Source organism: Rhizobium sp. Leaf453 (assembly GCF_001425605.1).
Lineage (GTDB): Bacteria > Pseudomonadota > Alphaproteobacteria > Rhizobiales > Rhizobiaceae > Pararhizobium.
The window spans coordinates 87982-100669 of the sequence record NZ_LMRG01000010.1; the positions used below are offsets into that span (position 1 = coordinate 87982).

Genomic DNA, 12688 nt, shown 5'->3' on the forward strand with positions numbered 1-12688 from the left:
TCAGCGTGTCCAGCTATTTTGTGCGCTGCTGAGCAGCTAGCCTTTCCGCTTCTGCCAGTGCGGCAGTTTTGCTTTTGAAAGGACCGATATCGTTTTCTTCCGTGTCAGGCAGCCACTTTGCAAGGAACCACCAGCCTCCAGATCGATAACTGGTGCTGCTTCTCACTGATCCGATATTCTTCGCAAAGAACCAGCCCGTGTCGATGCCGTCCTGCTCCCATGAGATGTTCTGCTCTGTCACGGTGCACTCCACGTCTGTTCTTCTATTGGGACCATTTTATCGGTCCTATATGACCACGGCAACAACTCTTCGAGCTGGCTGTTGGGATGGCCATTGACTATTTTGGTGAGCACGTCGGCGAGATAACCAAGCGGTTCAACGTCATTGAGTTTTGCGGTTTCGATGAGCGAGGCGATGGTCGCCCAGTGCTCGGCCCCCGCATCGGAGCCTGCAAACAGCGCGTTCTTGCGATTGAGGGCAATCGGCCTGATGGATCGCTCGACAGTGTTGGAGTCGATCTCGATCCGGCCATCGTCGATAAATCTTGTCAGCCCATCCCAGCGTGACAGGGCATAACGGATCGCCTCGGCCAGTTTTGTCTTCTGGCTGATGAGGCCAAGCTGTTCGCGTAGCCAGGGAGCCAGGCTATCGGTGATCGGACGGCTTTTTTCTTGCCGAGCGGTGCTGCGCTCTTTGTGCGTGCGGCCACGTATCTCGTCTTCGATCTTGTAGAGTTCGGCAATGCGTCTGAGTACCTCGGTGGCAATAGGTGCGGGACCGGCGGCCGCCAGTTCGTAAAAGCGCCGACGAACGTGCGACCAGCAGAAAGCCAGCGATACGGTGTTCTTGGCAGCCAACGGGCGATAGCCGCTATAGCCGTCTACCTGAAGAATGCCGACGAAGCCGTCGAGATGGGCCATCGGACGCTCGGCTTTGCGATCCGGCGCGTAGACATAGACGACGCCGGGCGGATCGGTTCCCTGCCAAGGCCTGTCATCGCGGGCATACGCCCAGAGCTGGCCGGTCTTGGTCTTGCCCCGTCCCGGATCAAGAACCGGGGCTGTCGTTTCGTCGGCGAAGAGCTTGGATGATGTCTTCAAAAAGTCGAGCAGCCGTTGATGAACAGGCCGCAGGTGCCAGGCGGCCCGGCCGACCCAATCGGCAAGCGTCGAGCGGTCGAGATCGACCCCTTGCCGCTTGTAGATTTGCGCTTGGCGGTACAATGGCAGGTGATCGGCATACTTGGAGACCAGAACCTGGGCGACGGTTGCTTCGGTCGGAATACCGCCTTCGATCAGCCGGGAGGGAGCCGGAGCCTGAACCACGACATCCTCGCAGGCCCGGCAGGCATACTTCGGGCGGCGCACGACCAGCACACGGAACTGGGCGGGGACAATGTCGAGCTTTTCGCTGACGTCTTCGCCAATCCGATGCAGATCATGGCGGCAGCCTGGACAGGCGTGACCATCGATATCGACGACCATCTCGATGCGTGGCAGGTGAGCTGGCAATGAACCCCGGTTCGTCCGCCGTTTGGCAACACGGGCCTGGCGCTCTGGGGCAGAGGCTTCTTCTTTCGCTTCCAGACAATTCGCTTCGACCTGCTCGGCTTCTTCCAAGCCCAGAAGTAGCTGATCTTCGGGAAGCGTTTCGGCGCGGCGACCGAACCGGTGGCGCTGCAATTCCTTGATGATCTGACGCAGGCGGGCATTCTCCGCCTCGCGCGAAAGCACCATCGCTTTCAGCGCGTTCAGGTCATCCGGAAGCTCGTCCGCCCTTGTCGTCATGGGACAAGAACAGCATATTTTGCCTCGCAAAACGAGCTATTGGATGCGGCTGATTCAATTGGTCGCGGCCGCTATCCGGCCTTAACGGGGGTGCGCGTTTCGATTGGCGCATGCACGCGTTTCCAATCGAGTCCCTCGAACAAAGCCGAGAATTGCGCGGCCGTCAGATGCATCGCGCCGTCCTGCATTCGGGGCCAATGGAACTCGCCATCCTCGAGCCGCTTGGCGACCAGGCATACGCCACTGCCATCCCAGAATATCAGTTTGATGCGGTCGGTTCGCTTGGCCCGGAACACATAGATGGTGCCGGAGAACGGATCAGCACCCATCTCGGCCTTCACCAATGCGGCCAATCCCTCTGCGCCTTTGCGGAAGTCGACGGGCTTGGTGGCGATCATGACTTTCACCGCACCAGACGGGCCAATCACGACGATGCCTTCATAGCTTGGATGACCGCTGCGATGGTCGCGCTGTCCGTGCCAGATGCGATCCTGAGTAGCGCACCGTCAATCTCCAACTCGATGGCGACTACTAGCGGAGTGCTCTTAGCCATCGTCTTTCGCCGTCTCAAAGGCACCTCTGCAGGCTTATCCATTACCACTGGCACGAACATCGGCGTTGACGTCTGCCCCGATGGTTTCCGCGACTGCCGCCGCCAGGTGAACAACTGACCAGGCGACAAACCGTGCCGCCGCGCAACAGCACTGACCGACATCTCGCCGCTATGACTTTCGGCAACAATCTGAAGCTTCTCCTCGTCGCTCCATTCGCGGCGGCGACCTGATCCAGTGAAAACCTCAAACCGCTGCACCATCTCATCGGCCTTGGTGCTAGGCGTAAACCCTGTAATCGTCATATGTCGAAGCCCTGTTCGGGCACAACATCAACGATAAGCCGGCAATCCGGAAGGTGGGAGGAAAACAGCGCTTACCGTAATCCTTCTGTGGCGCAATGCCAGGATGGCAAAAAGTCCTCCCAATCCATAGGCCTTCGCACCGAAACAGATGCGCCTGTTGGTTTCCGCGCAGAACTGAGCCGGCTCCCGACCCCCCTCCCTTAAGAGACTGAATTCCTTTGCACTGAAACGTATCGACCAGGGTTTTGCAACTCGGTCAGCCTTTCAAGCTTTCAATAAGCAGGCGGAAAAAATGACGTGCGCGCATCACAGCGACATAAAAGGTATTAACATAACGCCTTTTATGTGTAAGGTATTGTCGCAATACCTTTAGGCGTCGGCAGAATCCGAAAACAATGGGGAACTATCTTGGACGTAATGACCAGCCGCTATAACGTTACGCAGTACTCGATTCCATTTCTTAGCTACACGACATGGGTACGCGTCACCACGCCCCGCTCAGGCAAGTGCGTACGCCCGCCTTTGATCGTTTTACACGGTGGCCCTGGAATACCGCACGACTATTGTCTGCCCATGGTTGCCTTGTGTGATGACCAGCGCGCCGTAATTCATTACGACCAAATAGGGTGCGGCCGCAGCAGCCGTTTACCAGATGCTCCAGCGGAATTCTGGACCGTCGAGCTTTTCGTCGATGAGCTAAGGAACCTCGTGGACCACCTCGGCTTGATGGGCGGATACCACTTGCTGGGTCAATCATGGGGAGGCATGCTCGGCCCGGAATATGTTTTGCGCCATCCGGAGCGCGTGCTCAGCATGATCCTCGCAGACTCACCGGCTTCGATGCCTTTGTGGGCGACAGGGACTGAGCAGCTACTGTCGCAACTTCCTGCAGACGTTCAGGCGACTATCCGCCAGCACGAGGCGGCTGGAACGACGGATTCCGAAGCATACCAACAGGCTGCCGCCAAATTCTATCAGCGGCACGTGTGCCGAGTGCACCCCTATCCGGATGTGTTGGAAAACAGCTTTGCGCGGTTGGCGGAAGATCCGACCGTTTATCACACTATGGTCGGCCCCAGCGAGTTCTCTTCAGTCGGAACGCTTAGAAACTGGTCTGTCGTCGAAAGGCTGCCGCAGATAGCAGTACCTTCTCTAGTGCTTGCAGGAGAATTCGACGAAGCGACCCCAATATCCTGGGAGCCGTTCGTCAGGCACATCCCGTCCGTCGAGCACCATGTCTTCCGTGGCGCGAGCCATACGCCGCATCTGGAAACACCGGTCGAGTTCTTCCAGGTCGTGAGCGACTTCCTGAAAAAACACGATGGCATCAAAGCTTAAGCTCATCCAAAAAAGGGGAATACAGCAATGCAGGTACTGGAAGGAAAGACCGAGCCATCGGCTTCGGCAAACACACTCGAATCCCTTGGCTATCATCAGGAGCTCAAGCGAACGATGTCGCTTGCCGACGTTGTTATCTACGGTTTGATCTATATGGTTCCGATGGCCCCCGTGGCCGTCTTCGGCTTCACCTCGAACTTTTCCTCCGGCATGACTGCCCTCGTCTATTTGGTCGCAGCGATTGCCATGCTGTTCAGTGCCCTCTGCTATAAGGAGATGGCCAAGCGCTATCCGGTCGCCGGTTCGGTCTATTCCTACGTGCGCTTCGGCATCAACAGCTACGTCGGATATCTGGCGGGCTGGGCGATCCTTCTGGATTATCTGCTGCTGCCCGCGCTGCTGTCGGTATTCGCCGCAAGCGCGATGACCGGACTTTGGCCGGATGTTCCCGCCTGGCTTTGGGTTGGAATCTTCGTCGCGCTTGCCGCCTTTATAAACCTCGGCGGCATAACCGTGACAGCTACGATGAACAAGCTCTTTCTCTGCATTCAACTGATCGTCGTAGCAATCTTTGTAAGCGCCGTGGGGATTGACCTGGTTAGAGGAACAGTTTCGCTATCACTGACCCCGCTCTTCAACAGCGACGTGTTCTCCTGGTCCATTGTTTTCGCCGCTATTCCGATCGCAGCACTCAGTTTCGTGGGGTTTGACGCAATATCGACGCTGAACGAAGAGGCTAAGGGCGGTGGCGAAACCGTTTCGAAAGCGACAATGATCGTGCTTGTGGCCGTGACGGTGATGTTCATGCTGCAGGTCTATCTTGCCTCGCTATATGTCGCACCGGGCACCGTTTTCGCCGAAGGCGATGCGACAAATAACGCGTTCTATACCATCGCTGGGCAGGTCGGCGGCGATTGGCTACGCATCATTGTTACGCTGACGTCCGCGCTGATTGCGATCTTCGCCAATTCAATTGCATCAATGGCAACATCGTCGCGTCTTATCTTCAGTATGGCGCGCGACCGCCAGCTGCCCGCCGTACTTGCGGTCGTCAGCGAAAAGAATAACGTACCCCGCAACGCAACGCTCCTCATCGCAGCGCTCTCGCTTTCAATCGGCATCTTCGGTGCAGAGCATCAAGGCCTGCTGACAACACTCGTGACGTTTGGCGCCCTCACAGCCTATATTCTGCTTAACATCGCTGTTCTCTACCGATTTGGTTTCATCGACCGCAGCCCCAGGCTGTTCCTTCACTGGCTCTCTCCGGTTATTGGAACAATCATTCTCGCCTACGCGCTTTGGCATGCCGACGCCAACGCGCAAATCCTCGGCGGTGTCTGGATGTGTATCGGCGTAGCGGTCGCACTCGCACTGCATATTGCTGGCCGGCTCGATAGCGTCGAGGAGGTTCGAGCTTAAATCATCAGACCGAACGTCGGGCGGGCGGTGCCGGGTCGCTCCTGGCACTGCAAATGGTCCGCGCTGCTTTTGGTTAGACGGGCGCTCCGTGTATAGGGGATTGGAAAGCAATATTCTGACGGTAATATGCTAGCCGCGCATGACCCATTTTTGAAAGGCAATCCACCTCAATGTCGGATGATGAAGTTGGCGCTAAAAGCCAGGATTTTTTCCAGGCTGCTGGCGGCCTGAAAGTAAGTACGGCCCGAGGTGAGCTTGCCGAGCGAATAATTACGGCAATTGCAATCGGTGCGTATTCGCCGGGCGAACAATTGCCCTCGGAACGAGACCTCTCCGAGTGGCAAGGCGTCAGTCGGGTCACCGTCCGGGGGGCACTCGAAATCGTTCGAAAACGGGGGTTATTAAATTCGAAGCGGGGACGCGGAGGCGGAAACTTCGTTGCGAATGTAGATCTGGAGCAAGTCGTTACGGGTATAACGCACCGAGTGCTTGAGGCGGAGATACCGCGTCTAAGGGAATTTGTCGATTTCCGTTGCCTTGTCGCCGCATTGGAGGCACGGACTGCAGCAGAAAGGCGCTCGTCCCAGCAGGCGCGCGAACTGGCGCTGATTCTGGAGGAGTTCCTTGCTACCGGCAATCCCGCCTCGGCACGCCGCGTCGATGTCGCTTTGCACCTTCAGATTACGAATATGGCCGGCAACGACCAGCTCGCCGCCCTGACGGCCCAGCTGAGTTCAAAAGCAACTATGGGATTCGGCGCGGAGCCCTACCCTTCTCACTATCTCCAACGGGCGCGCGAGGAACATACGGATCTCGTAGAGAGCATTATCGCGCAGGATCTGGATAAAGCCTACCGCACTGCATATAAGCATTTCGCCTTAACGCTCGAGATTGTCGAGGAGGCGTTCCGGAAATCCTGCGTAGGCAGAAATCCGTCGACGAGTGGATCGTAAAAAACACGGCGCCGGCGTAGGGGTAACTTCAACTGAGAGGAAATGTAAAAAGCTCTTGAACATGGGGTAATCGCGGGTCGGTTTCCCTAAAGGCATTGCCTAAGCAATATCTGACATGGGTGTTTGCCCCCGGTAAGGTGGAAATACGGGCTCACGATTGGAACAGGCCCAGCATCAAATGGGAGGGAACCATGGACCAATATATCGGGATTGATGTTTCGCGGAAAGATACTGCGGTTTCGATCCGAGAGAATAGGAAGCGTATCTGGCGGGGAATGCCCTTCCGATCCGAAAGAGTCAGCAGCGCATCACCGCAAGACGACCTTCACCGTGGGCTTACAAAGTCCCGGCAGCGAGCGCATGTACGATAGCAAACTTCTAGCCCTTCGTCGCGAAATCGAAACAGGGGGAGCGCGCGCCACCAAGGTCCCTGAAATCGCCGGGAGAGTTCGGCCGCTACCGCTTTTGCGATCACGAGCAGAACGCTTACCACCCTCCAACCGGAAATCTGCGTATCCACGATCGTTCGAAATCCGGAGAGTTGGTGGAGCAGGGCAGTCTGCTTTGACGCCTCAGATCAGCCAATAGATTGTATCGGAAACGAAAAAGCCTGCCGCGGGAGGAGGTGCGACAGGCTTTTCGAAAGAATTGAACAACGGCTGGGAGGAGGAGTGCCGCTATTCCGTCAGGCGCTCCTGGGAGGAGGAGTGGGTCGCCTGAACCACGAAGCTTTGCGGGAGGAGGTGCATCGCTTCGTTGACCTGAAGATATTAGAGCCTGCCCCGACCGCCAGCGTTCAGATCGCAGGGCAGCCATGCCCATGCTGCAATGCAATATGGAGCAATGCTTATTTTTCAGCCATTATGGTCGAGACTCGACTCTCTTTGTGCTGGTCTCGAAACCGAGGACGAAGTCGATCCCCTTGGCGGAGGACATTTCGCACGGCTTCAGTATCGACCCCGGCCAAGCCAACGATAGAGGTTGAAGCTGACGATATCTGATGGCCGCGGGTCGTAAATGAATCATTGCCTGCCGCGCTCCGTTTCAAGGTCTGCGGCGCCGCGATTGCCGCTCTGACATCATTGCCTTCAGTCGGCTTTGCGGGCGTGCGGTTCGACCTCCATGCGCACGCAGTTCAGTGCGTAGCGCATCGCATCGCTGAAAGACATCCAGGGGCGAAGATCGTCGAGAAGCTTGCCGGGCATCAGGTTTTCGAGGGGGCCCGCGCCCAGCTGCCGAGAGCTTTTCCATGATCCGGTAATCGCGCTCGAGCAATGATCGCGAGAGCCCGCTTCAAGATCTTTTTCCGTGAGTTGTTCAGCAGATCCATCGACGAGTGCCACGTCTCCGGATCAGCGAGATAGGCTTGCACAGAGACTTCAGCCGATATTGGCGGTTCCTCACAATCGGTGATATCGCGCAGCCACGAGGCATCCAATACAATCGCCTCCGGCGCGAAGCCATTGACGGAAACCGGAATCTCGGAATGGTTCTCACCTCGACCTCCTCTGCGTGGGTGCCACATGCGGCAACGCGGACTCAGTCCCAAGCCAACTCGCGACCGAGTATATCGGCGCCGAAGCACGTAAAAGAGGGCCGGAGACAGTGTCTCACGGCCCAGTTTTTTTCTTCGGCAGTGGAGGGAGGAGAACCACGCCGAGAAGATGAGAGTGACAGATTATGGTTAATGAATCGTAACCGTCCACCGTGACAGGTCGGTAAGGCGAAAAATCCACGGGAGACAATAGTGCAGCCACATTCGCGGTTGACCCGAGATGCTCTCCGGAGACGCCGGGGAGTGCAGTGTGGCTATCTCTTGAGAAGTGAAACCTGCCTCTCGAAGTCGGCTAGATCGAAATAGTCGCGCCAGACGGTGATGACCCCGTTCTCCACGGTGACCGTACCCATGACCGGCAACCTGATCGTCGCGCCACTGTCATGCGTGAACACATCGATCCGCTCGTTGAGCACAACGTTTCCCGATGCCGCGATGTTGCTAACGGTCCAGTCTACCTTGAACGCCGTCCCCACACCGAAGTCTTCATGGAATTTGCGGACGTTGTTTCTTCCTACGATGTTGGGCAGCGGAACGTTGTCGTAGAGAACATCATCCGACAGCATCGAAAGGGCGTCCTCTATGCGATTAGCCGTCCAGTGGCCGAAAAAAATGGTGGCAATGTCGATGGGATTTTTGGACATGATTGCGCTCCAGAGAGGGGTTTAGGCGAACTTGACGAAATTATTTGCCGGTAATGGTCCGCCAGGGAACTGCGCGAGCCGACCACCGATCGAGATGGGTCCAAGGTCGACGCCTGCAAAACCGAGCTTTGCGATCAGATCCGCGACCTCCGCCTTCGCGCGCTCATCGTCTCCCGAGTAGAAGAGGACACGGCTCCCGCCTTCCGCATGCGGGTCTTTGGTCAGAAGGGCGGCAAGAAGGTGATTGAACGCCTTCACCACCCGCGCCCCTGGCACCAGGCTGGCAACGATCTCCGTCGAAAGCCGTCCATTCAGGTCCGCGGGCTTGAAGAGCGGTGCCTCGATCGGGTTGTTCGCGTCGATGACGATACGACTATACCAGTTCGGCAAGCCGGCAAGGGCCGAAGGGAGCTTCGACCATGGAACGGCGATGAGAACGATGTCGGCTTTTGCCGCAGCCTCGATGGTACCCGCGGTGATGTGAGGGGCAAGCTCCTGTGCTAAGGTCTCGAGTGTCTCCGGCCCGCGGCTGTTGGCGATGGTTGCCGCAATCCCGTTTCGAGCGAGGATCCTTGCGAATGCGGAGCCGATGTTTCCCGCGCCGATGATGCCGATGGTCGTCATGTCTGTTCTCCTGTTGGATTGAGTAAGGGTTAAGCCGACTGGCCGCCATCGACGTTGAGGGTGGCGCCGGTGATATAGCCAGCGTCCGGTCCGACGAGGAATGCGACAGCCGCAGCAATGTCTTCCGGCTGGCCGTATCGGCCGAGCGCTGCCAGCTTGTTCAGGCTTTCCGCGAACGGGCCGTCCTGCGGGTTCATGTCAGTGTTGATTGCGCCCGGCTGGACGATGTTGACGGTAATGTTGCGCGAGCCAAGGTCGCGGGCCCATCCGCGCGTATAGGCAGCGACCGCTGCTTTGGTGGCAACGTAGTCGGCAGCACCTGCAAAGGGGATGTGGACAGCGCCCGTGGTGCCTATCGAGACGATCCGGCCGCCATCGGTCATCAGCGGTACCGCAGCCCGAACAGCGGCGACGACGCCTTTCACGTTGACGTCGATCTGGCGATCGAAAGCGGCCAAGTCCGCCTGCGCATTATCGACCATGCCGGTGACGAAAACTCCGGCGGAGTTGACCAAGATGTCGAGCTTGCCAAAAGCCTCATGAGCTGTGTGGACCAGTGCCACGACCTCGGCTGCGATGGCTTGATCTGCTTTCACGGCGAGCGCACGGCGTCCGATGCCTTCGATCTCCTTGACAAGCTCGCCGGCAATTTTGGCCGAAGCGGCATAGCTGAATACGACGTCTGCGCCGTCACGGGCAAGGCGCCGGACAATGGCAGCGCCAATGCCGCGTGATCCACCTGTCACGAGCGCGACCTTACCGGCGAGTGGTTGGTTTTCCTGGATCATCATCTTCATTCCTGTTTCTTGATGACGTGAAAATGGGCCAACAATTTCGTTTTGATTAGCCGCAAATAGGCGCTATCCGTTTCAAGTGATCGTTGAAGGTGAAAATGATGGAAAGCCTTGCGAACCTGGAGTCATTCGTGCGCAGCGCCGATCTCGGCAGCTTCTCGGCTGCGGCGCGGCGTCTTGGCCTGACCCCAGCAGGAGTGAGCCGCAATGTCGCGGCGCTCGAATCCAACCTGGCGCTCCGACTGTTTCACCGCAGCACCCGTAGCTTGACGCTCACGGAAGCTGGCGAACGGTTCCTCACTTCGATCCGCGATCATCTTGAGAACCTGCAGGGCGCAATCGCTGAAGCTGCGCAGCCGGACGGCCATCCTACCGGCACGTTGAAGATCAGCATGGGTCCGACCTTCGGCATCGGCTACATCCTGCCAATGCTACCCGAGTTCAGGCGGCGATATCCTCTCATTCGGCCGGAATGGATGTTCGAGAACCGACAGGTCGACCTGATCGCCGAAGGATACGATGCTGCGATCGGTGGAGGCTTCGAACTCGCGCAAGGCGTGGTCGCCAGAACGCTTGCGCCCGCCCATTTGATTGCGGTCGCCTCACCAGCTTATCTCGAAGGCCGCCCGCGGGTCACCATCCCAGTTGATCTCGCTGAGATGGACGGGATCGTCATGCGATCGCTGCGCACCGGTCGCGTCACGCAAAGGCAGATGCGCAACGCTGCAGGGGAAGAGCAGGCAGTCTCTCTCAAGGAAACGATTATCGTCAACGATCCAGCCGCCATGCGAGCCGCCGCGATCCTGGGGCTGGGAGTGACGCTGCTTGCGAAGCCTGACGCCATGCCTCACCTGGAAAATGGGGAGCTCGTGCGGCTGTTGCCTGGTTGGTGGGTGGATGCCGGGCCGATATCGATCTACTACGCCAACAAGACCCTGCTTCCTGCGAAAACGCGGGTGTTCATCGATTTCGTCGTGGAGTGGTTTCAGCGTGAGCACTACCCGGAGCGGTTTGCAGGCAGTTTGGGATGAACGGTTTGGGTTGACCTGTTCGAACGATCGCACCGGAAAAAACACACGGGCTGTGAAGCCCAAAGCCTGACTCACGTCGCTTGAAACCGAACATCTTTCGTGGCTAATCTCACTGATCCCCACCCAACTTGTTCATTCGAGTGATGTTCAGATCCGCAAACGCCGTGCAGATCAGAGTTTCTATTGACGAGATCCAGCCGGACATCTGGCGGCGCTTGATCCTGCCCGGCACGATCGCGGATGTTTGGGGTGATGAGCAGGCTGCTTTAATGGCATTACCCGCCATGTTTGACGGCTTCGTCGAGCAGAGCAAGCGCGTCTCGCCGACATGCCTGATCACTTTCGAGCGGAACCGTTACAGTGTGCCAGCATCATTTGCGAACCGGCGCGTCAGTCTGCGGATTTATCCAGAGCGGCTGGTCGTTGCAGCCGAGGGCAATATCCTCTGCGAACATCCGCGGATCATAGAACGCAGCCACGACAAACCGCCACGAACGATTTACGACTGGCGGCACTACCTCACCGTCATCCAACGCAAGCCCGGCGCTTTACGCAATGGTGCGCCTTTCCTGGAATTGCCACTAGCCCTTCGACAACTGCAGGACCAAATGCTTCGCCGCCTTGGCGGTGATCGGGAGATGGCCGACATCCTCGCTCTGGTGCTTCATCACGACGAACAGGTTGTCGTCAGGGCTGTGGAACTGGCTCTGGATCAAGGCGTCGCGACCAAGACGCATGTGCTGAATCTGCTGCACATGCTGATTGACGGCAAAACGACCGACGGCCCCGACATCGACACGCCGCAGGCGCTGACCTTGGTGCGTGAACCCAAGGCTAACGTCGAACGCTACGATGGCTTGCGAGTCCGGATCGTGGGAGGTCGCCATGCGTCATGATCCCGCCAGCGCCGCCGTCGTCATCATGCTGCGGAGCCTGAAGATGTATGGCATGTCTCAAGCGGTCACGGACCTGATCGAGCAAGGTGCTCCGGCCTTCGATGCAGCCGTGCCGATCCTGTCCCAGTTGCTGAAAGCCGAGATGGCTGAGCGTGAGGTCCGGTCCATCGCCTATCACATGAAGGCTGCACGCTTCCCTGCCTACAAGGACATCTCCGGCTACGACTTCGCTGCCAGCGAGATCAACGAGGCGACGGTGCGCCAACTGCATCGATGCGAGTTCATGGACGGAGCGCAGAACATTGTCCTCGTCGGCGGACCGGGCACAGGCAAAACACACGTCGCGACCGCTATCGGCGTCCAGGCTATAGAGCATCACCGCCGAAAGGTCCGCTTCTTCTCGACCATCGAATTGGTCAATGCGCTCGAGCAGGAGAAGGCAAAGGGCAAGGCAGGCCAGATCGCCGAGACGCTGGTCCGTCTCGATCTGCTGATCCTCGATGAGCTCGGATACCTTCCGTTCAGTGCCTCGGGCGGAGCGCTGCTCTTCCATCTGCTGAGCAAGCTTTACGAGCGCACCAGCGTCGTCATCACCACAAACCTCAGCTTCAGCGAATGGGCCACCGTCTTCGGCGACGCCAAAATGACGACCGCGCTGCTCGACCGTCTGACCCACCGTTGCCATATCCTGGAAACCGGGAACGACAGCTTCCGCTTCAAAGCCAGCTCGGCCGCCGCAGCACAGAAGAGAGGAGAAAAAGCAAATCCCTTGACCAAAACCTGATCAGAA

General features: G+C 57.8%; 13 protein-coding genes and 1 pseudogene. 6 read left to right on the forward strand and 8 right to left on the reverse strand.

Going from position 1 to position 12688, the window contains the following annotated elements:
• Window positions 1–13: 13 nt before the first annotated feature.
• The 4 genes from ASG68_RS12840 to tnpA form a co-directional block, all read right to left on the reverse strand.
• Entirely contained in the window at window positions 14–241 is a 228-nt protein-coding gene (locus ASG68_RS12840; protein WP_037103395.1) for a hypothetical protein, read from the reverse strand.
• Window positions 238–1788, reverse strand: a complete 1551-nt coding sequence (gene tnpC / locus ASG68_RS12845) for an IS66 family transposase (RefSeq protein ID WP_062609783.1) — start codon at window positions 1786–1788, stop codon at window positions 238–240. The genes ASG68_RS12840 and tnpC overlap by 4 nt, the downstream gene beginning before the upstream one ends.
• A 71-nt stretch (window positions 1789–1859) precedes the next feature.
• Window positions 1860–2216 carry an IS66 family insertion sequence element accessory protein TnpB gene (gene tnpB / locus ASG68_RS12850; RefSeq protein WP_037103391.1) on the reverse strand — a complete coding sequence of 119 codons (357 nt, stop codon included), beginning with the start codon at window positions 2214–2216 and terminating at the stop codon, window positions 1860–1862.
• Window positions 2213–2644, reverse strand: coding sequence for an IS66-like element accessory protein TnpA (gene tnpA, locus ASG68_RS12855; RefSeq protein ID WP_062609785.1), 432 nt, complete (start codon window positions 2642–2644; stop codon window positions 2213–2215). The genes tnpB and tnpA overlap by 4 nt, the downstream gene beginning before the upstream one ends.
• Window positions 2645–3061: 417 nt before the next feature.
• Here tnpA and ASG68_RS12860 point away from each other — a divergent pair, with 417 nt between their 5' ends.
• From ASG68_RS12860 to ASG68_RS12870, 3 genes are all read left to right on the forward strand, one after another.
• Entirely contained in the window at window positions 3062–3982 is a 921-nt protein-coding gene (locus ASG68_RS12860; protein ID WP_062577303.1) for a proline iminopeptidase-family hydrolase, read from the forward strand.
• Between the two features lie 27 nt (window positions 3983–4009).
• Entirely contained in the window at window positions 4010–5401 is a 1392-nt protein-coding gene (locus ASG68_RS12865) for an APC family permease (protein WP_062602004.1), read from the forward strand.
• A 170-nt stretch (window positions 5402–5571) separates the two neighbouring features.
• Window positions 5572–6354, forward strand: coding sequence for a FadR/GntR family transcriptional regulator (locus tag ASG68_RS12870; protein WP_062577309.1), 783 nt, complete (start codon window positions 5572–5574; stop codon window positions 6352–6354).
• A 1088-nt stretch (window positions 6355–7442) separates the two neighbouring features.
• On the opposite strand, the gene ASG68_RS30630 is transcribed toward ASG68_RS12870, so the two are convergent.
• From ASG68_RS30630 to ASG68_RS12885, 4 genes are all read right to left on the reverse strand, one after another.
• Complete coding sequence (locus ASG68_RS30630; RefSeq protein WP_244484213.1) at window positions 7443–7697, reverse strand: hypothetical protein; 255 nt, start codon at window positions 7695–7697, stop codon at window positions 7443–7445.
• A 466-nt stretch (window positions 7698–8163) separates the two neighbouring features.
• Window positions 8164–8553 carry a limonene-1,2-epoxide hydrolase family protein gene (locus tag ASG68_RS12875; protein WP_062609787.1) on the reverse strand — a complete coding sequence of 130 codons (390 nt, stop codon included), beginning with the start codon at window positions 8551–8553 and terminating at the stop codon, window positions 8164–8166.
• Between the two features lie 21 nt (window positions 8554–8574).
• Window positions 8575–9315, reverse strand: coding sequence for an NADPH-dependent F420 reductase (locus tag ASG68_RS12880; RefSeq protein WP_320416514.1), 741 nt, complete (start codon window positions 9313–9315; stop codon window positions 8575–8577).
• Complete coding sequence (locus tag ASG68_RS12885; RefSeq protein WP_062577461.1) at window positions 9207–9965, reverse strand: SDR family oxidoreductase; 759 nt, start codon at window positions 9963–9965, stop codon at window positions 9207–9209. Before ASG68_RS12885 ends, ASG68_RS12880 begins: the two co-directional genes overlap by 109 nt.
• Before the next feature lie 107 nt (window positions 9966–10072).
• Here ASG68_RS12885 and ASG68_RS12890 point away from each other — a divergent pair, with 107 nt between their 5' ends.
• The 3 genes and pseudogenes from ASG68_RS12890 (at window position 10073) to istB (ending at window position 12682) form a co-directional block, all read left to right on the forward strand.
• Entirely contained in the window at window positions 10073–11002 is a 930-nt protein-coding gene (locus ASG68_RS12890) for a LysR family transcriptional regulator (RefSeq protein ID WP_062577319.1), read from the forward strand.
• A 218-nt stretch (window positions 11003–11220) separates the two neighbouring features.
• Window positions 11221–11898: pseudogene (locus ASG68_RS12895) on the forward strand (Mu transposase domain-containing protein); the annotation flags it as partial.
• A complete protein-coding gene (gene istB, locus ASG68_RS12900; protein WP_062609789.1) occupies window positions 11888–12682 on the forward strand; it encodes an IS21-like element helper ATPase IstB in 795 nt (264 codons plus the stop codon). The pseudogene ASG68_RS12895 and the gene istB, both read left to right, overlap by 11 nt.
• Window positions 12683–12688: the final 6 nt, after the last annotated feature.

Excerpts from the sequence above, each read along its gene's own strand:
- tnpC (WP_062609783.1), bottom strand. The coding sequence starts at position 1,788 with ATGACGACAAGGGCGGACGAGCTTCCGGATGACCTGAACGCGCTGAAA.
- tnpA (WP_062609785.1), bottom strand. The coding sequence starts at position 2,644 with ATGACGATTACAGGGTTTACGCCTAGCACCAAGGCCGATGAGATGGTG.
- ASG68_RS12860 (WP_062577303.1), top strand. The coding sequence starts at position 3,062 with ATGACCAGCCGCTATAACGTTACGCAGTACTCGATTCCATTTCTTAGC.
- ASG68_RS12865 (WP_062602004.1), top strand. The coding sequence starts at position 4,010 with ATGCAGGTACTGGAAGGAAAGACCGAGCCATCGGCTTCGGCAAACACA.
- ASG68_RS12870 (WP_062577309.1), top strand. The coding sequence starts at position 5,572 with ATGTCGGATGATGAAGTTGGCGCTAAAAGCCAGGATTTTTTCCAGGCT.
- ASG68_RS12875 (WP_062609787.1), bottom strand. The coding sequence starts at position 8,553 with ATGTCCAAAAATCCCATCGACATTGCCACCATTTTTTTCGGCCACTGG.
- ASG68_RS12885 (WP_062577461.1), bottom strand. The coding sequence starts at position 9,965 with ATGATCCAGGAAAACCAACCACTCGCCGGTAAGGTCGCGCTCGTGACA.
- ASG68_RS12890 (WP_062577319.1), top strand. The coding sequence starts at position 10,073 with ATGGAAAGCCTTGCGAACCTGGAGTCATTCGTGCGCAGCGCCGATCTC.
- istB (WP_062609789.1), top strand. The coding sequence starts at position 11,888 with ATGCGTCATGATCCCGCCAGCGCCGCCGTCGTCATCATGCTGCGGAGC.